Genomic DNA, 25,008 nt, shown 5'->3' with positions numbered 1-25,008 from the left:
GTCAGTATCCCTTCGGGGATGCGTACGGGTTGGCCTGCTGCACTTTGGACATCAGGTCTGACCCGTCGGCGGAAACGTGGTATCGAGTCATCACGTAGTGGATGGCGGCCGCGGCGTTGGCGACCGGGTCGAAAATGTCACGTGACGTTCCGGGGCGCCAATGCGCCGCGAAGGTGGGTTCAATGGTTTGCATCCATCCTTTGGATGGTGTTCCTTTGGCGGCGTTGGAGTCCCAGCCGTTGACAGCACGGGGATTGTTGCCTGATTCTCGCTGTCCCATGGTCATGAGACCGGGGAGCCAGTTCGCGACGGCGCGGGGGTCTGTGATGCCGTTGGCGGCCAGGGCTTTGATGGCCCAGGCTTTGGGGCCTCCGGCGGCCAGCAGGTGTTGCTGTTCTTCGCTGTTGGGTCCGGCGGCGTTGAGGTCCTTGAGGTAATCGGCCGACATCGATTTGACGGTGCCGGCGTTGAGTGAGTCCTTGCCGAGTGCTTCGGTCAAGACGGCGCCGGCCTGCTGGAGTCCCTGGGCGATGGTCGTCAGCACTCCGAGTTGCCCCATGGGGGTGTTGGCGATGGGTCCCATGGCTTGCAGGGCGGACTTGACCTGGTTGATGATCTGTTCGATCTTGTCGCGGCCCAAGGTGGAGTTGGCGGCCGAATCTTTCAGTGCGGCACGGAGTTTGCGCTCCAGGTTGTCCATCGCGCGGGCCTGGTTGGCCTGTTTGTCGACGTCGGACTGGTAGGCGTCCCCTGGCAGGCCGGTCATGCTGGTGCCGGCGTCGGTGTTGCCGAGGCGGTCAAGGACGCTCTGCGGGAAGCCGCTCGAGGACGGCATGGCCGGGTTGCCTTGCCCGAACTGGTTGAGGATTTGGCCGAAAGGCGCCAGTAGGCCTGTGCCGATGCCCATCAGGGCTGAGGGCAGGCCGGCCAGCGGTTCGGCCAGTCCGGAGAGCATGCCGGCGACGTCTTGGGGGTTGATGGCGGGTTTGGCCGCGGCGTTGGCGGCGTGCTCGGGCGAGGGGGACGTGGCGTTGTCGCTGGTGGAGCCGCTGTCTGGGTGGTCATGTTCGTCAGCGCTGGCGGGTTCGGCCGCAGTGGGGCCGCCGACGGTGGGAGGAGCTGCTGGGGTAGGGGCCGGTGAGGTGGCCGCGGGCGGGGCGCCTTGTCCTGGTGCGGTTTGTCCTGGCGCGGGTGTGGTGGCGTTAGCCGGGTGCGTGCTCACTGGTGCCGGTTGAGTCGACATCGGCTGTTGCTGCTGGGGGGCGCCGGGCAGCCGCGGCGTGATCGGCAGGATCGGCGGCCGGCGCTGGTTGTCACGATGCGCGGTGTCGGGGGATCCGCCGAGGCCGGGCGGCAGCGGCGGCGCCGTGGTGTCGGAGAGTTGGCCGTCGCTCACGGGGTCGGCACCTCCTGTTCGGCGTGTGTGCGTGGTCTTTTGATGATGACGTTGCCGGTTGGCAGGACGCCGACGGCGATGGGCTGATTCACCGCTGTTGCGTCGATGCCGAGTGTGGGCGTGGTGGCGATCATGACGGCGGTGGGTCCGTTGGTCGGGGTGAAGTTGAAGAAGACGAGATCGCCGGCGCTGATCGCGTTGGGATCAACACGATCTCCGGTGTCGATCTGGTGTGCGATGTCCTTGGGCAAGGTGACCTCTCCCCCGGTGGCCTGGTAGTAGGCATATCTGACCAAGTTAGCTGCTGAAAACGCGTTGTTCGTGGGGCCAGCGGTACTTCCGTCGGCCTCGGTTGCCAGCAGACCTACCTGGCTGTTGGCCAAGGCGGCGGCGCGACGCCCGGTGTCGTCGCCCGGCGAGGTCAGCGGGGGCCCGACAACGTCGCCGGTACGCACCGCGTCCACACATGCCGCAGTCCTGGCGTCGGCGGTGGGCGGAACGGTCAACGTGGCGTACGGGTTCGTCGGGGACGTGGCATCGGTGCTGGTGGTGACGGTGGTTGTGGGGGCTGCGGTCGTGGTGGTGGTCGGGGGTGTGGTGGTGGTTGGCTGCAACGCGGTCGTCTCCCACGTGGTTGCCGGCGCTTGACCGAAGGGAACGGAGGTGGCCAGTCGGGGTACGACCGCCAGTGCGGCGGTGTTGCCGACGGAGTACCCCAGCCGGGATTCGCACTGGTAGTTGAAGGCATTGCGTTGGTCGGACATTCGGCTCAGCGCCACGATCGCGGAGACGAGCAGCACCAGCACCAGCAGCGCCACGGCCACGACGACTGCGAGGATCACTGGCCAGCCAGCGGCGCTGACAACGGCAGAGCCTGCCGAAGCGGCGGCCTTGCGGGTGCCCTGGACAGCGGCGGCGCTCAGCACGCTGCGCAGGGCCGATCGACGAGGCGGCTCGGTCGGTGTTGTCATGATCTGCCCTGGTCATCGCGGTTTTCGGGCGGTGGCGGCAGCGGTCGAGCAGGTCCGGTGGATGGGGGTGCCAGCGGCGCAGGTGGTGGCGGTGTTGGGCCGGTTGTGCCCTCGAACGGTGACGGCGGCGCTGCATCGCCGCTGCCGGCGGGCCCGGCCGCGGCTGGCGGGGGCGCTTGCGCCGGGGACGTGGCATCGGCGCTGGTCGTAGGGTTTCTCATGTCGGGTAGAGGTGCGGCCGAGCCGGTCTTGGGCGCCTGTGGTGTTGCGCCGAGCAGGTCGACGACCTCCGAGTAGAAACCGGGTGGGGCCTGGTTGTTGGTGCTCGACGGCGGCGGTGTGGGCCGGGAGGTCGAAGCCTGCGGGTCGGTGTTCGACAGGGTCGGTCGAGGTGGTGGGTCGTCCCCGTTGGGTGCCGCGCCGAACTGCATCGTCGGCGGCGCTGACCGACTCGACGACGCCGCGGACCCTCCCCCACCCTCGGCCGGTTGCGGTGCCGAGGTCGCAGTCATGGTCGGTGGGGCGCTTGCCGACTGATCCGTCGGCTGTTCCTGCGTGGCCTGCTCCTTTGCCGCCTGTTTGGCCGCTTGTTGCCTGGCGCGCTCCTCCTGGTCCTGCTTGCGCTCGTAGATGTCGGCGCCGCGGTCCAGGTGCCGGACTGTCGAGCTGCGGCCGCCGCGCACGAACGGTGCGACGACATGCAGGGCATGTGCTGCTGACGGCGAGCGTGCAGCCACTGCGCCACCGGCAATGGTGGCACTCAGCCCCATGGCGACCACGCGGGTGTCGCGCAGGAAGCCGCCAGCCTTCTCGTGCAGGATGTTAGCGGTCGGCGGCGGCGGGGTCGCCCCGACGCTGTTGAGGACGCCGGCTGCGACCTTGGCGCTGGACTGCTTCATTTTTTTCGAGAGACCGAAAACTGCTCGAATTGCCACCATCATCAGCAACAGCGCGGAGAACATCGCTACGACGCCGTTGCCCTGCTGAGCGAAGACCACGGTGATGATTTCACCGAAGAAGATGGTCAAGGTGACGAACCCGAACATCGCCACTCCTGCAAAGAGAACAGCCACGAAGGTGTCGACGAGGGACGCTTGGGGTCCTCCGGGAATCACACCGACCGCGAAGCCCCACAGCAGCTGGCATGCGTCGCGCACTGCACGGAAGAATTCCATGACGATGTGGCCGGCGAGCACGAGGCAGAACAGGGCAAACACGCCGATGAACATGATCATCAGGAATCCTGTGCCGAGTTGACCGGGGCTGGGGTTGTCGGCGGTGGCCTTCATGACGGCTGAATCGGGTGCGCCGCAGGCGGCGATCCCGTCCTTGATCTTGTCGGGATCGCCGGAGTTGACGCCGTTGCTCCATGCGGCCGCGCAGGCAGGCGTGCTGTCGGGTTGTCCGGCGAAGTTCCAGGTCTGCAGGGGACGGCGCACGAAGGATGTGGCCAGTGTTCCCTCCAGGCGGCTGAGTGTCTGCGTGGTGTTGTCGATTCCGGCGATCGAGTTCGACCCGATTCCCACGGCCGCGTCACGGCCCATTGCCAGGGGTCCCCGGTCGGAGATCACCCAAGTGATCGGCGAGCAAACCAGCGCGCCTCCGATCAGCGCGATGACCACGGCGGCGGCAGCCTGGGAGGCTGCCCGTGGCAGGTTTTCGCGCAGAATATTGACAGCGATGACGGTGGCGGCGATGACGGCGGCGATCACGGCGATACCGGGGATGATCTGGCCGGCGTAGTCCTGGGCGACGAGGGCCACGGGCTGAACGAGGTCAGGCAGGAATCCGAAGTTCAGGACATACATGAGAAACCAGATCACGACGCCTCCGATCGCGACGAACAGACCGGCTTCGGCCTGGAACAGCGTGGCCAGCACGGCTTGGGAGCCGCCGTCGAGGATGGATCCGTAGTCGGTGGAAATGGCGTAGCGCGACAGCGGCACACCGTAGGAGTCGGTGACGTCGAGCATGTAGAGCAGTGGACTCTGCGGGCCGAACGCGGCGTGGGCCTCAGCGGGAAACGCCAGCGCCGCCACGCACAGGACCAGTTGCAGGACGATCGGCAGCACAGTGTATCGGCGCAGGCGGGTGGCGGTGGAAAACGCCCAGCCGCGGGCGAACAGTTGGCCGAAGGTGGGCAGCGTGGGGTCCCAGCCTGGTGGGAAGAAGGCGGCGGAGAGCATCTAGATCATCACCTGCTGGGGGGTGGTGGATACGGCGCGGGCGCGGTCGGCTCGCGCGGGACCGAGGATCTTTCCCCGTCCGATGCGGCCGCGGCCGTCGGCGATGAAGCACTCACCACGGCGGTTGGGGGCAACGGTTTCCTTGCGGCCCACCGGCGGTGAGGTGTTCTCGCGGAGCTGCTTGATCAGGTAGGCGTCGCGTTCGATGTCGACGCCGAGCCATTCCAGTGTGTTCGCGGCGGTGATGGCGTTGCGTTGACGGAAGGCGAAGCGGTTGGGGATGAGGTTGTGCGCAGCGGTGGCGTAGTCCGCTTTGGGGTCATGAGAGGCCAGGATGATGCCCGCCGAGTTCTTCCTTCCGTCTCGGACGAACTCTTCGACGATCTGCTTGCCCACGGTGGTAGTGGTGAAATGGTAGGCCTCGTCAACAACGAGAGCGCCGAAAGGGCCTAGCTTGAGGAATTGTTCACGGGCCAGTAGACCGACGAGTTCGTAGAGCGTGTGGCCGAGTCGCTTGCGCCAGGGCAGGTTGGCGTAGGCGTGGGTCAGCGTCAGCTCGTCGACGGTTGGCAGCGCCAGGGTGTGGGTGCGGACCACGGTGGCGGTGGCGGTCAAGGGCATCGGGTGCAGCGCACGGTCGAAAAGCACCGGGGCTTCCACTGCGTCCATGGCGCGCACGAGTGCGTGCTGGTCGTCGGCGTCGCGGCCGTGATGACGGGCGGCGTTGTGGGCGAGATAGTCACGGACGTCGGCCAGTGAGCGCAGCTGGTGGGCGGCGCGGTGTTCGGGTTGGAGGGTTTCGGCGAGCAGCACACCTGGTGCGGAGACGACGGGAATGTTGAGCAGCGGCAGGATCGTGTCGAGCGTGATGCTGCGGGCCTTGTGCCGGTCGGCGAAGATCCGGAGGGGATCCAGTGTGAAGCGCGGTTCGTCGAGGCTGATCAGGACGGAGCCGGGGATGGATTCCAGCAGGGGGACGTATTCGCCGCCCGGTGAGCGGTCGATGACGAGAAACTGGCCGAGCAGGTCGGCGATGATGCTGATGAGTGTTTTGACGAAGTAGCTCTTTCCTGAGCCGAGTTCGCCGGCCATCGCGATGGCGGGGCTGATGTCGGAAAGCACCTTGTTGAGGAAGTTGAAGTGCAGTGGCTCGAAGAGTCCCGACAGCAGGTTGACTCCGATGATCGGTCCGGTGTCGTCGAGCAGCCGTGCGGTGGTGAAGGGGACGAATCCCGCCCAGTCGGGCGTCGCTGTTACGTGCTGATAGTCGGTGTAGACGGTGTCGGCCGGCGCACCTGGGTTGAGCATCATCCAGAACTGGCGTTGTGCGCCGCGGGGTCCATCGAGGCGGATTCCGAGGCGACGGTACTTGGCTTTGAGGGTGCCCACGCTGCGGGTGAGGTCGGCCTGGGTTGGTGCGCCGACAGCGAGCACGGTGGTGAACTCGACCTCTTCGGCGTTCTCGTTGATGGCCAGGCTGTCGTTGTAGGCGGCCAGGGTGTCGACCTTGCGGCGCAGCTCTTGGGTGTGGAACCCGACGTCGGTGTTGCGTTCTCCGAGCTGGACACCGAGCTTGGCGAGGACTTTCTCGTTTTCTCGCATGGCCGACTCGCGGTCGCGGCGACGCACTCGCATCGCCCAGTCGACGCTGACGTCGGGGATTCCGTCGAGTACGGATAGGAACTCGGAGTGTCCGGGGAAGGCCATCGCTGGGGGAAAGGACATCGGGGTCAGCATTGCTTGGTAGCTGTTGATGACGTGTCCGTCGTCGAGCCGAACCATGGTCTTGAGCATGGGGTCGAAGCTGCGCCTGAAGGGTTTCTCTGTTCGCGCCCCTTCGTCGAGAATGCCGGGAAGGAAGAGCGGGGTCGTGGGCGGTGCAGTGCTCGGTGAGGCGTTGGCGGGATTGTGTGGGGCGTGTTCGAGCGCCGATCCCCGCATGAGGTTGTGATTCCAGATGAAGGGCAGCAGGCCTTCCGGTACGGGCTGCAGCTTGAAGTTGGATTCGGGGTCGATGACGGTGAGCAGCTCCTCGGCGGCGGCCATCTGGGTGGCGATCTCGCGGGGAGACGGTTCACCGTTGAGCGGGCTCTTGTTGATCGGGAATGTGATCGTGTAGATCCGCGTCAGTGGGCCGATCTCGGCGATGCGCCGGTATCCGTCCAAGGTCTCCTTGATGTAGTCGGGCGTGCGTTGCAGGTCGACGTGGTCCAGGGCGCGATTCATGACGTCGACGAGATCCAGCGGAGCCTGCAGGCTCAGCAGCAGCGTGTTTTCAGGGGAGTTCAGGATCAGCGACTCATGGGCGTCGGCGACGCTGGCTTTGTCTTCGGCTTGGCGCAGGCCGTAGTCGGCCGGCTCGACGAAGTAGGTGGCGTATACGCCGCCATGGTGTGTCCACTGAATGTGGTGACGTCTGGCCGCGGTCGGCTGTCGGGGCTTCACTATGTGCTCTCGTTCTGCTGCGTCGTCGTGGAGTGGGTGTCAGCTGTCGTTGACCGCGCGTCATCGATCACGTTGATCACGAAGGCGTGCGGGTTGGATGCGGCCTGGCGTTCCAACTCCTCGCGGGCTAGCACGCTGGGCTTCCGGTCGAACACCAGACTCGACATCCGGACTGTCTTGCCGAGGACCGGGACGCCGTCGTACTTGATGAGGCTCAGCACGGCCGTGACTGCAAACGCGGCGATGAGGCCCACCGCGAAGACGGCTAGGGCGTTGTAGGGCACCACGAGGATTGCGATGATCGTCAGAACTCCCGTCGCGGTGAAGCCGACGACTTGTTCGATCGGTCGCGCGCCACCGGGGAGCCGACGTCCGCCGGGAAGCCGCCCAACGTAGGTGCGGAAGCGGCGTCCAGAGGTGGCCACACGGACCAAGCGCACCTCGTTCATGCGGCGGTCGGCGCGTCGATCGCATCCGGGAATCCGGTGGGTGCCGGCATGGAGTATCCGCCGCCGCCGCCGATCTGCTCACCAGTGCGGCTGCCGGCGCTGATCAGAGACGGGATCATCGCAAAGACACCGGCCGCCCCGGTGATCGCTAGGGCCGAGACGGCGATCTTCACTGGGTTGCGGCCTGCCTCGCCGAAGAGGTTCTTGAAAAAGTAGTAGATGCCCCAGAGCAGGAGCACCGTTCCTGCGCAGCTAACGACTACAACGCGGATGTTTTCGAGGAGAACCTGAATGTCGGTCATCGGAGCGTTCCTTTCCAAGGGTGAATCTGAGAGGGTCATCCGCGCGTCGGCGGCGGCGGCGGAGTCGTGGAGGTGGTTGTGGTCGCGTCGCCTTGGTGCGGGTTGTCGGGCTGCGTCCTAAGCACCGGTATGGCGGCGATAGAGACGACTTGCCACTGCCCTTCGACGGATCGCAGGGACAACGGATAGGCCAGTTGCGTCAGGGTGTAGTTCTTCGTTCTGGCGGCGACGTTGATGTAGACCTCGGCGGTGGTTGCGGCGCTGCCGTTACCGCCGACGTTGGCTTCGATGGTGAGGATGTCGACATTCGCGTAGGGGGCTGGCTGGATCGGCTTGGTGTCGGAGTCAGCAGTGACGTATCGAGCGAAATCGGCCCCACCTGTGAGATAGGAGCGAACGAATCCTGCGGCGGTCATGCCCAGCGGGGAGTCGGTGGCAACGGTGTATCCGTAGCCCAATCGGAAATCGACTCCGATGCCAGGGCTGGCGACCTGCATGGGCAGCGCGGTGGCGCGCGGCGCGCCGTCGAGCACGGTGATAGGTACTCGGTAGAAGGTGCGCTGAGGTGCGGTGGTGGCGGCTCCGTTGACGAGCCCTGAGATTGTTACGGTCCATAGCGCAACGCCGTCACCGGTCGTGGTGATCTGCTTGGCGAAGGCGACATCGGCGTCGGTGAATTGGCCAGCAACCGGGGGCAGTTTGACGTCTTTGAGTGTCACGTAGCGCGCCAGTTTGTGTTCATCGCCAGCCTTGGCGGTGAGGTAGGTGGTGACGTATTCCCGGGCGAATCCGGTGACCAACGTAGATGCCGGCACGGAGCTGTTTCCCGGTGTTGGATCGGTGTGGTTGGAGTCAGGCCATAGCCCAGAGAGCGTCGATATGACGGCGAAGATTCCGCCGATCACGGCGAGGACGTTGATGGCGCGGCGAGTGAGGAGCTGTCGATCTATGGGCTTTATCAGCTCGTCGAATTGTTTCCTTCTTGTGGCAATGTTACCTGTCACGGTGAGTCAGTCTCCCGCAGTCCCTGCGCCATTCTCGGCGAGCGCACGTGTGAACGCGGCGTCCGCTTCGGGGCTGTCGTCGACGATGAGTTTCAGTAGTGCTGCGCGCGCGTTGACGTCGAACGGGTCGTCGTGCAGTTCGTCGCAGGCGATCTTCACCTTGAGTGAGTACGCGCGCACGGCGGCGATCGCCGGGCTGATGTCGAGGTTGCGAGAGCGGGCTGATGCGGAGGTCGCCATTGGTGGTGGTCCTTGTCGGAAAGGGAGCGGTCGTGGTGGTGCCGCCTCTATCCGAGAAGTACCGGGCTGGGGTGGGATTTCCGTCGTGCGTAGGTGGGGTTGGGTGTGGTCAGCTAACCGCTATTGCCGATAGCGCGTCCTGGGGACGCGGCGCGAAAAGCGATTCTGATTTGCCCTTCCCCCCTTGACAGGGGGGGTACGCTGGCCGTGCAGCAGAGCGATAAGGTCAGCGTAAGCCTCCTGAAGGATGGTTTGCCGACGCTATTTTCGCAGGTCAACCGTGTGAATGTGAGCTCACAACCGTCGCCAGTGGCGTCTGCGCAGGTTGCGCACATCAATTGTGCGCGGGCGCTCACAGAGCGCGCACACGGGGCGTGACCAGCTACCAACGCACCCGCGCACCTTCCGCGCACATGTCGCGCACGCCCAGGCGCACACTGACCGTTGGTGGGCGCGCACAACGCGCGCACACCGTCTGCGCGTGTGCTGGGCGCGTGAGATGTGGCCGTTTCAGATTCCGTCGTGTGAGAGCTCGGATTTCATGTTGCGCGCCCCTCAGGTATTGAGTGCGCGCAGTTCACGGGCATGTGACTCCTGCACTTTGTGATGCGAATCACATCTGTGAGGGTGGTTCTCACCCGGTTTTCACGGCCGCCGTCACGTCGTTGCTGACGGTTGCTTCCCAACTCCTTCTGAGGCTGTGGTGATCAGCTGCGCCGTACTGGTGCATACGACTCCTTCAGGAGAACGGCGATGACCACTCAGCCTCTTTCCCTCCCGCGTCCAGCCGCTGCGATTCGCGAGCACGCACTGCGCTGCGCCGAGATGCGCTCCCATCGCGCGCAGGTGTCAGCTTGGCTGCGCGCCACTGATGTCACGACTGTTGAGCAACTCTTCGATGCGCTCGGCGGACGTGACACGGCGTCGACGGCTGTGCTGCTTGCCGATCATCGGCGTGGTGTAGCCCTGGCGTCGACTGTCCTGCTCGGCGCCAAAGCGGTGATGTTGTCGTCGGTGGCTCGACATGCCCCTGGCGACTCGGTCGATGAGCGGTTCCAAGCGACGGTGGATGCGTTCCTGTCTCGCGCTCTGCCGGCGGTGAAGCCGACCCACAAGTTCGCCGATGCGCAGCTGTACTGGATCACGTTGCGGACTGTCACCAAGCAGCACGAGGCGCCGGTTTGTGTTGCTGAACCGTCGTTCGATGATGTCGTCGGCGATGACGTCTGTGCTGAAGTCGACGGCTACTTGACCGCGGATGTCCTGCTGGACTGGGCGTTGCGGCGCGGTGTTCTGGCTGAGCAGGATCACCGGGCGTTGAAGATTCGGTTTGGGGGCGATTCGGCGTTGTCGGTGCGGGAAGTCGCGGCAGTTCTGGGAGTCACCGAGAACAAGTTGGAGTCGCGCTTGCGTCGCGCCATGGGGCGACTTCGTGACGCCGTGATTGCTGCGCGGGACGACCTCGATCGCGCTTGCATCGAGGCGCGGTGGAGTCGCGTTGGCGATGCAATTGGTGCTGTCACGCTCGCTGAGACTGGTGTGGCCGCGTGAGCCGGCTGCCCGGATTTGACGGGATAAGATTGCCCAACGCTAACGCTCTCGACTCGGAGTGGCGCGCAGTGCCAGGCTCGGAAAGCGGTGTCGATATGTCCGATCTGTATCACCGATATGCCGATGCGATCGCCGATGACTTGCTCGCCGATCCGGAGCTTTTCGATCCAGTGAGTGCAGAGTTCGCATCCAACTCTGATGAAGGCTATGGCGAATGGATGCCCGCCGGCGACGACACTGGGGCCGGCGCCGATGTGGAGGAATTTGACGCGGCGTGCGGTTCCTACGACGTTCTTGATCGGCGGGACCGAGCCTTGACTGAGGAAGAGCGGTCCGACCTCGACGAGCTTGGTCGAGTGATGACGGGGCCCGCAGATCGGGGTCTGCTGTCCGGTACCGGGCGGGGCGCGTACGTGCACCACGATGACGACGATTCGGCGTTGGATGATGCTGGTGGCGCTGCTGACGGCGTGGGCGATCTCGGTGCCTCCAAGCTCTGGTGGCGGTTCGGGTGGTTCGACGGCAGTCGTCGTTCCCACCGCCTGGCGGCCATCGGCGTGGCTGTTGTCGTGGTCCTCGGCGTGGTCGTCTCGCTCTTGCCAAGCGGTGGTGAAGACAAGTCTTCGACCACCGCCTCGACGACTCGGGCCTTTACTGTTCCGACGATGACGCAGTCGCCGCCGACGCCCTCCTCAGGCAATCCTGCCGGTGCGGCGGCCGATGGGCCTATCGGGATCAAGCGCGCCGACAGTCGGTGCACTGCCGGGTCCACCGATCCGATGCAGGCCTTCGACAGTGACGTCAACACGGCGTGGATGTGTGTGCCTGCCTATGGGGTTCCGGGGACTGTGCTGCGCGTGGAATTCGATAACTGGTACGTCGTCACCGGTGTATCCATCGTTCCGGGATGGAACCGCGTCAATCCTGACGGCTCCGACGAGTGGCTCAGGCACAAGACTGCAGCGACCGTTGAGTACCAGTTCAACGATCCCGACGAGACGCGTCTGACGCAGCAGACCAACAACATCCGTGATGAAGTGGTCACGCGGGTTCAGCCGCCGGTTCTCGCCTCGGCCATGACCATCACGATCACCGAGTTCGGCACGCCGACGGGCGCTGTGGCGGACACCAAGACCATCCCGGGCGTGGGCGGCGTTCTCGCCTCGGACACTCCTAAGACCGGTGATCTGAAGGACTTCGCTATCTCGTCGATCAGCATCATCGGGCACCGCGCCGCGTAAGTGCTGGCGGGCGGCCCGCGATATTCGCGTTCGTCCGCAACGTAACGCCCACAACCGACGCGCTCACCCTCAGGGCTAGAGCCTGGGGTCGGGGTAGGGGTTCGCCGCGCTACCCACTTTTGGCTCGCCGCCGGTCAAGTTGATTCAGCTGTCCCTCTAACCGAGTGAACAGGATCGTGGTGCGAAGAGGGTGGCCTCAAGCTCGTCGGGGGCGCACTCCAACCGAGCGGCGGTCTGGCGCATCCAGTGCAGATATACCGCGTAGCGGTAGGCACTCGATGCGTAGGATTACCCGTTGGTCTGGACGAGATACGGAATCTTACTCAGTGCCTTGACTTTCTTGGCCAAGACGTTGTCGAGGATCAGCGCGCCCGACGTGGTGAAGTACAGGAATTTCGTGAAGAACGCAGGACCGAAGCTGTCGATGCGTGTCCATGGTTCAGCGTTGGTGGCTGCGCGATGTTTTGGGTCGTGCCCGCCGAAGAGCATGGCATAGCCGGCGATGACGTCCTGGGAGGCCGCGGCGGCCGCGGCGGCGAGCATGTCGTGTAAGCGGCCGTCAGTGGAGGCGACGATTTCGGGGTAGCGGTGGGCCCGTATCCCCGGTCGCCGCTTCCCCACAGAAAGCTGGCGACAAAAACTGCAAGTGAGGTCACCGGTTTCGGCGAGTGTTCACCGACCTCGTTGCGGTGTTTGGTCTTCAAATCTCGCTATTTCGGCGGCGCACACGATCTCAGTCCAGTAGTCGTACAGAGCGGTGCGCTTGGTTAAGAGTTGATGGTGTTGTCGCGATGGAGGTCGGTTCGAGCGCCGCGACCAGGGCGTCGAGCATGCCAACGATCGACTGTTTCTGGCAGCCAGCCCCGATAACGGCCTGTCAGGCTGTCAGCCTCCGGCAAATCGTAATCCTTGAGGGTATCCGGTGAAACGCCCACGCGCGCCGCGAATTCCGCGAGACTCAGATAACGCGTCGGGGGCATAGTCCGAAGTCTAGTCCATTGACTATACCCGTATGTACGGGTATGGTGGTGGGTGTGGACAACGCGAATCTGAATGACGCGGATGGCCGGGACCCGAGCCCAAAAGGGGCCGCGGTTCCAGGATCGACAGCGATCGACCTCACAGCGGATTGCCGCGCCGCCTACACAAAGCGCGGTTTCAGCGAGGCTGAGATGACCGCGTGGGCGGTCGCCGGTGTAAACGCGAGAATCGCGAGGCTACTGTGTGATGCCGGAGTCGTCGCGCCCGACGATGATGTGGAGCTGGTAGTCAGTCGTTTGACCTCTCAGGCGTTCGAGGCCCGACTGACGGCTGGCGAAAGTGTCGATCACATTGCCTCCGGTTTCCGCCGCTCACTTAAGGCGGCCGCGACGAAGGCCGCAAAGAAAACGAGTGAGCAGCGCATCCCCATTGATGAGGACATTGACGGTGACCGGGCCTGGCAGCTAGGCCGGCGAATCTATGTGCGGTGTGGCTACACTTCACGTCTCGGTGAGGATTTACGTCGGATGGGGGCTCACTGGGACCGCGACGCTAAACAACTGTGGGTGGGGTCTGGGAAAAAATCCGAGGTAATCGCGGCGGTCCAGGCAGCCGACCAACGGCTTCAACGGGTCGAGGAGATCAAGCGGCAGGCCAGGTATATATCCATCCCTTACCGCGCAGTTGAAATTCGCGCTGAGGCCAAGAAATTGGGGGGCCTGTGGGACCGCGACCGCAAACAATGGGCATTCACGACTGCTGCGGCCTACGACCGGATTCAACAGCTGCTCGAACATGCGCAACGCTGCGAGGAAGCTGCGGCCGAAGGTGCACGTGGCGGCTGTGAAGAGGCCGGGCAGGTCGCAACGCAAGCCGGCGAGGCCGCACAGAGTCGGCGGGCACGGCTGATCGCCGAATCCCGCCGCGTTCCGACCGGCGAGGAGGCCGAATGGCGGGTGGTCTCCACTCGCCGGATGAACAAGGTCACGGCGTGGGCGATGGCCAAACCATTGGGCGCGATTGTCCGGTTGCGTGACGGTCGCCGGGGTGTCGTCATCGACCGCAAGGTCTGGTTCACTGGCGAAGACGACGCGTCATCGATGTGCTGGCATGCTGAAACTCACGACGAAGCGCATTGGGATTTGCTGCACACCGTTGCCATCGTGGAGCCCACGGCCGAGGAACGTTCTGCCGATGAGGCCGAGCGGGCCGAGCGGGCCGACGCCGCAGAAATCCACGACATCGTGACGGAGCTTTCCCACACCGGCGACGTCGCCCTCGCGTGGACCACGATCGATGATGCTATGCGGGTCGGAATCATCTGCCGCCGGTATGGGAGCAGTCTGCAGTCCGGCGGAACATTGGTACTCACCACCGATGACCGCCTCATTTTTCAGCATCCAGGTTGGTACGACGATTACATCCAGACCGAGCGCGTCGTCCTCGACCCAGATTTGGTCGCGCGAGTCGGCGCGATACTTGCACGCGGTAACCGCACGCGCATGCACGCGGACCAAATGAACTACTACTACGAGGTGATACAACGATGAACGTCGCGGCGCGTGCTACGGGTGTGGATGCGTTGCTGCAGCAGTTCCGTCATCGCTATCCCGATGCGCTGGCGGTCTGTGCCGAGATGGTCAATCGCCGCGGTAATGATGGGCTGGATTGGCCGCATTGGTGCTGGCTGCCCATGGCCGGCACACTGGCCTACCTCACAGCCGGGCAAGCCAATCCCGGCGACGTCGCAAGGGTAGCTGCGCTTACGCAGTGGCGGCTGACTCGCGGCCTCTATCTGCTCGATGAGGCGGTGGCCGATACCGCCGTGAGCGAACTGTGGGAGGCCGCTGGCGGGCCTGACAATTGGCACCACGCGATCCTGCCGCCTCTAGACCGCTGGACACACCTACCGCAGCAGTGCTGCTATGTTGCGTGGCCTCCCGCTGTCGTCCCATCTGCTCCGCTGCCCACACTCAAAGGGGTGTTCATCCACCTTGAGTCCGACGCGAATTCGGGGCGCCCGGAGCTGCGGCTGCTGGTGGACACGGATAGCTGCTGGGACGGCCTGGTCCCAATCCCTGTCTATCTCGATCGCCCGAATCTCGGTGCCGCGATGGCAGATGCGGGCGCGGCCGCCTCGGCAGCCTATCGCGGCGTGACCGGTGCCGACGTACGATCGCTGTCCGGGCCGTCAGTCATCATGGCAATGGCAGGACTCACCGCCTGGCTCGTGATGCCGCTTGCGCTGGCCCTCATCGACCCTCACGCCAACTACGTCAACATCGATCAGCCAGGACAGGCACCAACACCAGCGACCCGCCGCGACAAGCACTGGTTACCCGCACCGCGAACCACCGCATGGTTAATCACCTACGACAAGCGCCCTCAACTACGCCTGGTTTAGTTCACCGCCTGTGGTGACTCTGACTACGGCTCACGCCGTGGGGTGCTGGAGTCTCGTCTCGATCGAGCTGGATACACGGAGTCAAGCGCGGCTGGGAAAATCCGTAGGGTGAACCGAAGCGACGCGGCTAGGCGCCGATGAGTTGGCGTGTGGCCGGCAGGCCGATCGGCACGAACTCGAACGGCCGCGACACCGGCCGGCGATTGTGTGTCTGCGATCGCCGGATAGCCTTTGCTAGCCGATCCTCATCGAGATTCAGACGCTGCTTGAGCTTGTCGCGCACTTGTGGCGGGATCGAGCTGCGTCCGGCTTCCATGCGTCCCAAATGCACTGGGCTGGTTCCGATCAACGGAGCCAGCTGCGCGAGGCTGTAGCCAGCCAAGACTCGGTAATAGGCTAGGTTGCGGGCGGTTTCAGTTACAACGTAGAGCTCGCTCGGATGCACACCGAGCACGTCGGCCAGCCGCGCTATGTACTTCGGCGAAGGGGCAGCTTCCCCCTTCGCCCAGCGACCTACTGTGCCTTGATTGACGTCCACCGCTGCGGCCAGCGAACGATTGCTCAGGCCCTGCTTCTTGGCGAGGTCCTGCATTTTGCGGTACTTAAAGACCCCGGGCGTGGCTGCCGGCGTGGAGCGCATGAGTGCCTCCCTTTCCTTTGACCCGACGATCTCGCATTGGCACATTGCACTATAACTCGGCGTACGTTTCCACGACAGGTGGCGCGACGACACAACACGCCGACGCCGACATTTTTCCCTCCTGTCACAGCGGTCTAAACATGCTGGTCAGGCATATCAGATTTCCCCTTCAGAACATACTGCACGTGGGGTGTTGCAACAACGAACATTGCCACTGGTGGTAATACGTGGCACGATTTGCGTTCATCGGGCGCCTGACATGCGTCCGGCCAACTGCATACGACAAACCCAGAAAACCAAAAACCGGTTGGTAGCTGGCACTACCAACCGGCGGGCTCCCCCGAAGGGAAGCGATGTCTTGGCGACACCGCTATTCTAGCGTGCTACCAGCACGTTTGGCAAACTTGTGTGCTCCAAACACGCGTCTGCCCAATCACAAGATCATTACGAGTCGTGTTTCGCCACGGCCCCTTCTGGGGCCCGAGGCGCGAGCCTGGGCGCGGGCGAGCCGTGGTCCTGTCCAGGCCGGTAGGTCGAGCTGGCTGGGCTGTAGGGCGTTACACAGCTGATCAACGATGGTAGCCAGCTCGCGCACCGGGGCCGACCGACCTCGCCGCCAGCCAGCCGGCTAGTCGCTGTGTGTGCAGTGGCCGGGGCGCGTGCCGCCGGCTCTCCCGGCGTTGTTCGCTGCGGCTTTTGGTTGATGAATCCTTGGGCGGGGCGCCGGGCGACAAGCTGCTCACGGTCAGTGCCGAATCCCTATGGTGCGCAACATGAGTGCCCCCAACAGACGCTGGCGAAAGTCGGCTTTGTCCACTTAACGACGAGCATGAGATTGCGCGGCATCACCTAGCCCGACCAGACCACACGTCCGGGCCCGGTCCTGTCCCAACGGCTTTGACACACCTGCCCGCGCGTCCTGCAACCGCGAGTCTCACTACCTAGCAGGTCCGTGACAGAAGACGTCAGGGCCCGCCCACCCCTCGCGGGTCCGCCATCGCCGGCCGCCATTGATGCCCAGCGCAGCATCCGCGAAACACTCGCGCGTAGACTGCGCCGGTCAACATCGGTCTAAGTAAGCATCCGTGCAGGTCATACGGACGGTCAGGGGCCATGGCAACGGCCGCTCATGTCCCCCTCCCCCACAGGCACCGCACCTCACGGCGGGGAGCTCTAAAAAAACAGGCCCTGAGAGCGCCGTAGCGAGCCTAAAACAGGGCCGCCCAAGTAACCACACCATGAAGGCCCCTTGAGCCCGTGAGTGACGCACGCAGCGTGCCGCACCCCCCTTGAAAATCTCGTCAGCTAATCCCAAGCAATCGAATCATCCCAGCTCAGAACTGGTAACAACCTTTCGTCAGCATACCGTTATTGTGCGCTGATTATGAGGATAGTTCTCGGGCAATCAGCGCAGAATTCACTGGTGATGTGCCATGGCCGTGCCTCTCTGCAATATGTAGCTCACGTGATTGTCATATGAACTATCAGTAATGTGCCGGCTGATTGTGACTCAGTTATGACAGCGCCCGGACTTGTTGAGGCTTCGAAACTTCCGCTGGCCAAGCCCCTTAACGTGGCCCCCCCTTGATCAAAGCGGCGCCTCCCAGGACCCGGCCCTTACCCCGCTTCGCCGCCGGGCGAATGAGATTCACCCTCGGGAAGAATCCCGCGGAGGGATGAGGATCCTTGCTGCGGCCACATAACGGGGAAATATGTGATGTGAGTGAGATGCGCATGTGCCGATACATACGTGATTACCTCAGGTGGACCTCATATTCGCACCTTAGTAGGCCGACGTAATCGCCGCGTTGCGCCATCATTATCCAGATATTTGGTCAATATCTGGGTCCCATGGTTATATCGCAGTTCACATATGATCCTTGCATAACATTATCGTGCTTAACTCGTGATATATGCATTTGTGCAATATTCATTCATCGATTCCACAACATGATTGGGTCGATATATACATATGCTATATACGCTATTTCGATATTTAACTGATATACCGTTATTGCTGGTTGATCAATCTAGTAATGATAGCTCTTCATGACTGGAACATGCTGTTCATATGAGACTCTTGTGACTAAAGTATCTGATATGTTCACAATGTTTGTGAATGCATTGTGCACCACCATCTGTACAGGTTGGAGCGTCAGGAGGCGTCGATCCTCCTCCCAAGGCCGGAAAGATAGACAGCATGACTATTACGCTACAACTGGACCTCGACCGCGGTACGCGATATAGCATCGACTGTCGCCCACGTGGCGGGGGGATCATCGCTGCTCACAGCTTCCGCTTGCGCCTAGCGATGGGTACCCCCGCCACGGATTACACCACCAGCGACCTTAGGCCGCCGATTGAACGCTGCAGCTCTCCACCTCGCCTACACCGCTGACGGTGCAGCTGACGAACTCACACGGGCCGCGGAGACGATGTTGGTCTACACATACAAACGTTGCCGTGTTGGCGCGACGAACCCAGGTCGCCATCATGATGGGCCTCGACGTCGACGACCTCCTGCCAATGAGCGCTATCAGCTCCAAGCGCTCGCCACGGGCCCGTCGAGCCTCCTTCCCTACCGCCCACGGGCAGCCGATAGTGACCATCGCACCGTCAGCGAAGCGCTGCTTCTCCTGTGCGCGCTTGGGACACAATCGCGCACAAGAGCGCTCCGAAAACGCGCAGCTACGAGCGACCGCCGAAACGCTGCACGACTGCGCGCGCAGAACCCGCGCAGCGTTGGGAAGCGGTGAGCGTCCAGCTGTGATGCTTGAACGGTTCGGGGATGTGGCTGGGCAAGGACTTCACACGCGCGCTGACCGATCTCAATAGCAGCATCACCAAGTGGTCTGTTGCCTACGCGATCGCACGTGATCAGTTCACGGCACCTCGATTCGAGTACCTATCGTCGCTGGCTCATCCCAACCGCCGCAGGTACAGACCAGAAACCACGCGCGCTTGATGATGCCGTCGCGCACGCGCGCGGTACTGCGCGAATACTCCCTAGCGATCCCCGCAAACGTGGGAGGGCCCGCGCCGCATCCCGCTGCTCGGCGGTCCTCAGCAGTGGCTGGAGGTGCCGCACGGGCCGCTTCCTGTGTGGTGCCGTTCAGCAGACGGAATCGGCGCAACAGCCAGGTACTTCCTGTGCGAGCACCCTTTTTTTGCGGGCGTGGAATGAGAGGGGAGTCCGAGGTGTGTAAAGCAGGGATGAGCGCGGCGGACCCGCGCATGTGCAGCGGGGACGCGCGGCTCGCATTCGACGAGGGTCCACGGCAGGATGGCTCGCCACTTGCAGAGGGGTGGTGGCGGCGGGATGTGGGAGTAAGGCTGATCGGTCTGATGGACATTGGTTTGTTCGCCGTGTTGTACGCCGGCACCGCCGGCCGCCTTCGGCGGGCGGCGCCTGAATGGTGCCGTGGAGAAAGTCCGCACGCGCCGACACGTCAGACGTTGACGATGACGCCCGTCCTAGCAGTGAGATCTTGACGGCAAGGGACGCGCTGCGCGTTTCTTCCGTCTGAGGGTAATCCGGCGGCGAATGCGGCCGTCGGAGCACTAAGCGTGAGGCAGTTGAGATGTTACGGATTGCACAGCCAATCCTCGGCGTGTCCGAATCAGATTTTGCGCTTCTTGGTGAGAGGGTGAACACCATGGCTGGCCGTCCACACAAGGGAGATCGGGCGCTCCTACAAACCCGTCCTTTCGATGCGGTTCTCGATCTCGTCGTCCGGCGTCAGCACGCTACCGGCGTCAAGGCACTGAGCCAGTACGTCGCCGACGTCTTGGCCATCCACGTCGGCCGCGAGGATCTCGTCGCGGAACTCCGGCTCAAGCAAGGCCTGCCCTTGGACGGTGACAGCGTCGTGGCACCGCGGCCCTATCCCGGTCGCCGCACCCTGGTTCAGACACGTCCCCACCGCGAGGTGTGGGTAGCAGTGCACCAGCGGCAGCGCCGCACTGGAGTGTCCTCGGTGAGTCAGTACGTCGCCGACATCTTGGCAATCCACGTCGGCCGGGAGGACCTGGTGGTCGAACTCGGACGCAAGGAGGGCTTGCCGCTGGCTATGTGAGGTGTGGCGCCCTTCCTGGCAGAGGGGCCTGAATCCCGAACATCTGAATAACGCGGCGCAAGACCCACACACGCTCAACAGGGTCCAAAAATATCGAAGCCCCCAGCCTGCCGGGGCTTAGAGGCTTCGATCTGAAGTTTTCGAGCCGAGCTACCAACTCGACTCGTGGGCTTGCGCCCTTCCCCGAAGGGACTTGTCTTGGCTGACAGGTGCCACGGTAGCGCATACCCAATCCCAGGGCTACAAGACGCGCTGTTCCGTGATGCAAATTGTGACATTCCGCGGGCTCACTGCCCGCGTTCAGTACGCGCGCACGCGCGTGGCGTACGTCGACGCTGGATCGTTGAGGCCGGGCAGGCGCCCGCCTCCATGCCGATGTGGGTCAGCCGCGCTGGCTGGTTGGAGGAACTCGAGCGATGGCTGGCCACTGATGAGGGCCGGGCCGCGTGCGCTGAGGTACACCTGCGACCGCCACTGCTGCTCAAGGTGGCCCAGGTGCTCGCTGCGCATGCTGACCACCGAAGCGGCCGGCATTGTGCCGTCACGAACGCTGTGGCGGCGGCGGCAGCCGACTGCTCGGCGCGCACCGTGACGACGGCGCGCCAGCTGCTGTCCGTGGCCGGGTTGGCGATTGAAATCCGTCGAGGTACAGGTTCTGCCCATGCGCCGGCCGATCTACGCCGGCCCTCGATCTGGCACTTGGTGAGCCGCAGTCAGCCTGTGGATAAATCAGTCGTTTGCGCGCTACCGCCATCCCGTAGGGATAGGCGGGTATCTCACGCTGGTAAGAACTCACCAAGCGGCAGCCCGCGGCCGCCGCGAGGATCTCGATCCCAACGACAACCGCGCTCGAGTACACCGCGGCCGCTTCATACGCAGAAACTTGCTGCCGGCGTGATCGCCGCCAGTGTCGGCCTCGGACACGTGCACCCGGGCCAGATCTGCGACGCATTGACGCGATCCAGCCTGGATCTCAACGAGTGGTCTGCCCAGCAGGTCATCGCCGCACTCAACGCCGACATGCGCGATCGCGCATGGAACTGGCCAAACCGGATTGAGCGTCCGGGAGCATTCTTGGCTTTCCGGCTTCGCTGGTTACCGCCCCGACCGCCCACCGCGCAATCGATCACCACGCCGTCCTCAGCGGCGATCGAGGACCATCCCACACCTGCCACGCCTGCTGTTCGCGCTGCGGCCAAGGCATACTTCCAGCAACACCGAGGAAAGGCTGGGACTAGCCGCGGCGCCCAAGAATGTGTAAAGTGGTATACATACCAGCCGGCCGGGCGTGCGCGTCAGGTCAACCAATCCCCTAGGGGGACCGCATGATTGCCAGTCCGAAGACCTTAGAGATGCACGAATGGGAAATCCCGTCCTACAAGCTCGACGCGTTCAAGGCCAAGATCGATCACGCCAACAGGCGACTGGCCAAGTCCGGCCTGGATGCCCGTTTCGAAGTCTCCTACCAGGAATTCGAAGTCAAGAAGAACATCGCGCGCGCCGACCATTACGTTGTGAGTAATCACGAGCCCGTGTACGTCTACGAGCCGTGGATTCGTGCCACGCTCACCGGACCACTGACCTTGAAACACGGTCACTTCACCTTCGTGGCGTGCCTGGTCCCGGAAGAAGCGGGGATCACTGTGCACTCCGCACCGGGCCAGGAACTCAGCGGATACAGCCCTCGCGGAGACAATGAATGTGATCACTGCCGCGTCGCACGTAGCCGTTCCCGGCTCTATCTGCTCCGTGATGACCGCGACGGCTCAATCATTCAGCTCGGCCATTCCTGCATCGAGCTGTACACCGGGGTCAGCCCAAATGGCCTGTGGGCTTTGACCTTCGATGAAAAACTGCTCACCTTCACCAGTAACGACCTGCAGGGCGGGTTCGAACCCAGGCATTACGGCACCTCGGTCGACGTCGTTCTGGCCTACGCATTCGTCCACTCCGAGAATGGACGCGCCTACGTCGCGTCCGGCCACTACCAGGAAGTCTCCACCGTCAGCAAGGTCCGCACCAGCCTGTTCTTCGACATCAACAAGCTCAAAGACGCCGAGCGCACCTACTTCCTCACGAAAGCCTCTGAGGCGTCAGAGCACCTGGCGGACACCGACCTCATCGCGGCCATCAAAGCCTCGGTGTCAGAGACCTCTGAGGACAGCGACTACGGGCGCAATCTCCGCGTCATCCTCGCAGGGGAGATCGTCAGCGGCCGCAACGTGGGCATCCTCGCCTCGCTCGTCAAGGTCTACGCCCGTCAGCAGCAGATCAAAGCCGAGCGCAAAGCTAATTCCGTTGTCGCCGGGTTCATCGGTCAGGTGGGCGAGCGGGTCAAGAACATCGCCGCCACCGCCAAGATCGTCGTGTACCAGGAGGGAAATTGGGGCACAAAGACCTTCCTGGTCGCCATCGCCGACGACGGACACACCATCGTGTGGAAAGCGAGCAAACCGCTCGATATCGAGGCCGGCCAGCGGTTCACGATCGGCGCGGCGATCGTTAAGGCTCATCAAACGTACAACGGGATCGATCAGACCGTCATCTCGCGGCCGGCCAAGTTCTTGACCTGCGCGGAGAAAAGGGAAGCCGAGAGGGTCGTCACCGAGGTCGACGGCTCGGGGTCCGGTCGGAGCGGACCGTGACGTATCCGAGTTTGGCCAGGAAATCAACGATTTTCGTAATGCAACCACCCGAGCATTTAATGCGGTGCGGGAGAACATATGGGATTTGCGGGATTTACGTAGCCAAATGGACGCCGGTTTTACTGGCGTGCGTCGTGGGCTGCTGGACAGGTAGCGCAAAATGACCACACCGACCTTCGAGTGAGATGACAAAACGCACAGTTATCGGCGAAAAATCACTCGACCACCAGGAGGAGAATCGACACGGGATCACGCGAGGTTTCACGTCACCGCCGTGGGACAAGCACTGGACGCCCGAGCTGGTCGCCGAGGAGGCGAAATCTCTCGCGCGACAGATCGCGAAGTTCATCGAACCCGTCAGCATCGAGCTGACGTAGGAACGGAATACTCGGCATGAAAGAAGCGATGCAGCACAAGATGGGCGGTCCCGAGCACCGCGCGTGGCTCATCCAGGTGGCCGCGCAGATCGCCGAAACTATCCACCGCCTGCACACACCTAACGTTCACCACGGCAAGTACTGGGTCGCGACTTGCAACGGGTGCGACTGGGTCACACAGGAGCCATATGGATTCTCAACTAGCGCACGCGACGCGCACCTCGACGAGCACCTCGCTGTCACGACTGCAACGGCCATCGCCGACGCGGTGCTATCGGACATCGACTTCGGTGAACCCGACGAGCAAACCGCTACCTGACGTATAACCCGGCACGGCACGACACCACAGGAGAACCGCGATGGGATGGTTGAGTAGGCGAATATGACGGTCGGTCCTGGTGGGGCGAATAGTTCACGAGATCAGCGACGGTCAGGTGGGATAAGACCTCCGCCGACCTCGTCGAGGCGCTTTGGGAAATGGAGCAGGTACTGCTCCGCGCTGTCGAGGTCGACCAGTTCTTCTCAAGCAGGCCGAGAGCTTTGGGAGTATGCCGGCCAAACGCCAGCTAGTCTCAACGACCGCCGCATCGACGCCATCCTCACCGCGCTGAACTGCGACCTTGCCTCTTGATCCACGTGTCTTAGTCGACCATTTGCAATTGCTCCGTGAGTTCCGAGCTTGTCGATCACCTCGGCCGAGCGCGGATATGAAAGCGGCCGGAACCCGACCACAACGACGACAACATCTACGAGACGTTCGCCAAGCATGAGGAGCAATCCGCCGTCGGGTAACTACTGAAAAGCCTACTAGCGCATGTAAAAACCAACGGTGCCTCAACATGGGGTCGCAAAGACACCGGCCAGGGCAACGGAGTATTCCGAGACGGAATGTCAGTGGGCAACAGTAAGATTTGGGGTGTCAGCGCAGGCGGAACCAGGAAATGCCCAGCGGGGTGTAACTACTAACCGGGTGGGCGTGCGCGCCCGCTCACCAACCGGCGGACCCTTACGTGAACAGCTGGCCCGCGATGTAGAGAGGTGATTGTGATGGGATATTGCGCGAATTCGGTCGACATGGACTTCACAGTGCCGGCTGACAAGGTGGACGCCGCATTGGCGGCCCTCAATGAGGTTCTATTTTCACCTGCACTGGGGGGCTTTTCGGCAGGCCATCCGTACGCGAGCTTGCTTGAGGCCGTTGAAGGCAACACCGGGTTTATGGAGTGTGCTGACATCGGTGGGGCCTTCGTGCTCGGATGTCACTGTGATAAGTACTGTTCGGTTACCGATGATGTGCTCGAAACCCTGGCGCGCTTCGCAATTGAGGGGTCGTATGTGCGGTTCATTGGAGAGGACGACAGGTTATTCGGGTTTCGGGTCGTTGATGGTCGGTTGCGAGCCGAGAGTGGGGGTTTCAGCTGGAAGGTCGAGGCTGAAGCCGAGGTGGAAGATGGGGAAACGCGTGAGTACCGGGTCTGTTGGGTGATTGACGTGGACGCGGCCAGCCCTACAGAAGCAGCGCGAAAAGCGTTGGCAATTCAGCGGAACCGATCGTCGATTGGCACTGTTTTCGACGTGCAGCGGTATGAAGGGATGACCACACGAGGAAGACAGCTGGGGCCGGCGCTAGAAATCAATCTGTCTGCGGTCGACGACGTGTCGACGTAAGGACATCGCCGGGTGTGAGTGGTTGAGCGTCTATCGGGGGAGGGGGGGCAATGGAACTCCTTTGACGGTATCGGAAATCCGGCCCGCTACCCCAACACCGCCGGCTTCATGTGCTCAAAGCCCTGGCGACGAGGGTTGGTGGGTTCCGGGGGGGAAGTCTGGTCGTGATGGACAAAGTTGGGTGGTGTCTGACCCGAGAAGGCCAGGAGTTGGAGCCGCGAGAGGAGGGGGTGGGCGATTGACTGAGGTGCTGGCTCGGATGGCTTCCAAGGATTTGCTTGTGGCTACTTCTGGGCAGGGTAGCTGCACGGTGCGCTTTGATTAGCTCGCCGGTGTTGTTGTCTGGCCGGTGGCTGCCGCTGTTCTCGGGCATGGCGAAGCGGTGGGTCCTGGAAGCGTAGCGCCTCGCCAGTATCTAGCTGATGTCTATGA

Annotated in this window: 18 protein-coding genes and 1 pseudogene; 9 read left to right on the top strand and 10 right to left on the bottom strand. The window is 63.0% G+C overall.

Translation table 11 applies throughout. The features are described 5' to 3' along the window. Position 1: 1 nt before the first annotated feature. Genes F0Q45_RS08365 through F0Q45_RS08330 form a run of 8 tightly spaced genes read right to left on the bottom strand, consistent with a single transcriptional unit; the run spans position 2 to position 8,993 of the window. Entirely contained in the window at positions 2–1,396 is a 1,395-nt protein-coding gene (locus tag F0Q45_RS08365) for a DUF4226 domain-containing protein (RefSeq protein ID WP_149653496.1), read from the bottom strand. Next, positions 1,393–2,367 carry a C40 family peptidase gene (locus tag F0Q45_RS08360; protein WP_149653495.1) on the bottom strand — a complete coding sequence of 325 codons (975 nt, stop codon included), beginning with the start codon at positions 2,365–2,367 and terminating at the stop codon, positions 1,393–1,395. Before F0Q45_RS08360 ends, F0Q45_RS08365 begins: the two co-directional genes overlap by 4 nt. After that, the gene (locus F0Q45_RS08355) at positions 2,364–4,553 is read right to left on the bottom strand and encodes a hypothetical protein (RefSeq protein ID WP_149653494.1); all 2,190 of its coding nucleotides are present in this window, start codon (positions 4,551–4,553) and stop codon (positions 2,364–2,366) included. Before F0Q45_RS08355 ends, F0Q45_RS08360 begins: the two co-directional genes overlap by 4 nt. Then, a complete protein-coding gene (locus F0Q45_RS08350) occupies positions 4,554–6,998 on the bottom strand; it encodes an ATP-binding protein (protein WP_149653493.1) in 2,445 nt (814 codons plus the stop codon). After that, on the bottom strand, positions 6,998–7,447 hold the full coding sequence (locus F0Q45_RS08345) for a hypothetical protein (protein WP_149653492.1): 450 nt from the start codon (positions 7,445–7,447) through the stop codon (positions 6,998–7,000). The genes F0Q45_RS08350 and F0Q45_RS08345 overlap by 1 nt, the downstream gene beginning before the upstream one ends. After that, positions 7,444–7,749, bottom strand: a complete 306-nt coding sequence (locus F0Q45_RS08340; RefSeq protein ID WP_149653491.1) for a hypothetical protein — start codon at positions 7,747–7,749, stop codon at positions 7,444–7,446. The genes F0Q45_RS08345 and F0Q45_RS08340 overlap by 4 nt, the downstream gene beginning before the upstream one ends. A 35-nt stretch (positions 7,750–7,784) precedes the next feature. Continuing rightward, positions 7,785–8,753 (bottom strand): conjugal transfer protein, encoded by a 969-nt coding sequence (locus F0Q45_RS08335; protein ID WP_149653490.1) that lies wholly within the window; start codon positions 8,751–8,753, stop codon positions 7,785–7,787. A 6-nt stretch (positions 8,754–8,759) separates the two neighbouring features. Continuing rightward, positions 8,760–8,993, bottom strand: coding sequence for a hypothetical protein (locus F0Q45_RS08330; protein WP_149653489.1), 234 nt, complete (start codon positions 8,991–8,993; stop codon positions 8,760–8,762). Between the two features lie 753 nt (positions 8,994–9,746). On the opposite strand from F0Q45_RS08330, the gene F0Q45_RS08325 reads away from it, so the two are divergent. Both F0Q45_RS08325 and F0Q45_RS08320 read left to right on the top strand, forming a co-directional pair. Continuing rightward, positions 9,747–10,544, top strand: a complete 798-nt coding sequence (locus tag F0Q45_RS08325; protein ID WP_149653488.1) for a hypothetical protein — start codon at positions 9,747–9,749, stop codon at positions 10,542–10,544. 95 nt (positions 10,545–10,639) lie between these two features. Continuing rightward, on the top strand, positions 10,640–11,785 hold the full coding sequence (locus F0Q45_RS08320) for a hypothetical protein (protein ID WP_149653487.1): 1,146 nt from the start codon (positions 10,640–10,642) through the stop codon (positions 11,783–11,785). Positions 11,786–11,941: 156 nt separating this feature from the next. Here the strand turns inward: F0Q45_RS08320 and F0Q45_RS08315 are convergent. After that, a pseudogene (locus tag F0Q45_RS08315) lies at positions 11,942–12,406 on the bottom strand (8-oxoguanine DNA glycosylase OGG fold protein). 551 nt (positions 12,407–12,957) lie between these two features. Between F0Q45_RS08315 and F0Q45_RS08305 the strand changes: the two are divergent. Together F0Q45_RS08305 and F0Q45_RS08300 are read left to right on the top strand one after the other, a co-directional pair. Further along, positions 12,958–14,316 (top strand): hypothetical protein, encoded by a 1,359-nt coding sequence (locus F0Q45_RS08305; RefSeq protein ID WP_149653484.1) that lies wholly within the window; start codon positions 12,958–12,960, stop codon positions 14,314–14,316. Continuing rightward, complete coding sequence (locus F0Q45_RS08300; RefSeq protein WP_149653483.1) at positions 14,313–15,170, top strand: hypothetical protein; 858 nt, start codon at positions 14,313–14,315, stop codon at positions 15,168–15,170. Before F0Q45_RS08305 ends, F0Q45_RS08300 begins: the two co-directional genes overlap by 4 nt. 127 nt (positions 15,171–15,297) lie before the next feature. Here the strand turns inward: F0Q45_RS08300 and F0Q45_RS08295 are convergent, their stop codons facing one another. Continuing rightward, positions 15,298–15,810, bottom strand: coding sequence for a helix-turn-helix transcriptional regulator (locus tag F0Q45_RS08295; RefSeq protein ID WP_188112837.1), 513 nt, complete (start codon positions 15,808–15,810; stop codon positions 15,298–15,300). Between the two features lie 3,656 nt (positions 15,811–19,466). Here F0Q45_RS08295 and F0Q45_RS29145 point away from each other — a divergent pair. From F0Q45_RS29145 to F0Q45_RS08260, 5 genes are all read left to right on the top strand, one after another. After that, positions 19,467–19,886: a hypothetical protein gene (locus tag F0Q45_RS29145; protein ID WP_262490919.1), complete on the top strand. Its 420-nt coding sequence runs from the start codon at positions 19,467–19,469 to the stop codon at positions 19,884–19,886. Between the two features lie 1,325 nt (positions 19,887–21,211). After that, positions 21,212–22,531, top strand: a complete 1,320-nt coding sequence (locus F0Q45_RS08275) for a hypothetical protein (protein WP_262490918.1) — start codon at positions 21,212–21,214, stop codon at positions 22,529–22,531. 185 nt (positions 22,532–22,716) lie between these two features. Continuing rightward, a complete protein-coding gene (locus F0Q45_RS08270; protein WP_149653481.1) occupies positions 22,717–22,908 on the top strand; it encodes a hypothetical protein in 192 nt (63 codons plus the stop codon). A 16-nt stretch (positions 22,909–22,924) separates the two neighbouring features. Beyond that, the gene (locus tag F0Q45_RS08265; RefSeq protein ID WP_149653480.1) at positions 22,925–23,227 is read left to right on the top strand and encodes a hypothetical protein; all 303 of its coding nucleotides are present in this window, start codon (positions 22,925–22,927) and stop codon (positions 23,225–23,227) included. A 728-nt stretch (positions 23,228–23,955) separates the two neighbouring features. After that, positions 23,956–24,576 (top strand): hypothetical protein, encoded by a 621-nt coding sequence (locus F0Q45_RS08260; RefSeq protein ID WP_149653479.1) that lies wholly within the window; start codon positions 23,956–23,958, stop codon positions 24,574–24,576. Positions 24,577–25,008: the final 432 nt, after the last annotated feature.

The sequence above is a fragment of the Mycobacterium simiae genome (assembly GCF_008370645.1).
Classification (GTDB): domain Bacteria; phylum Actinomycetota; class Actinomycetes; order Mycobacteriales; family Mycobacteriaceae; genus Mycobacterium; species Mycobacterium simiae_A.
The sequence above is the reverse complement of the archived record's forward strand: the minus strand, read 5'-3'. Positions and strand labels throughout refer to the sequence as shown.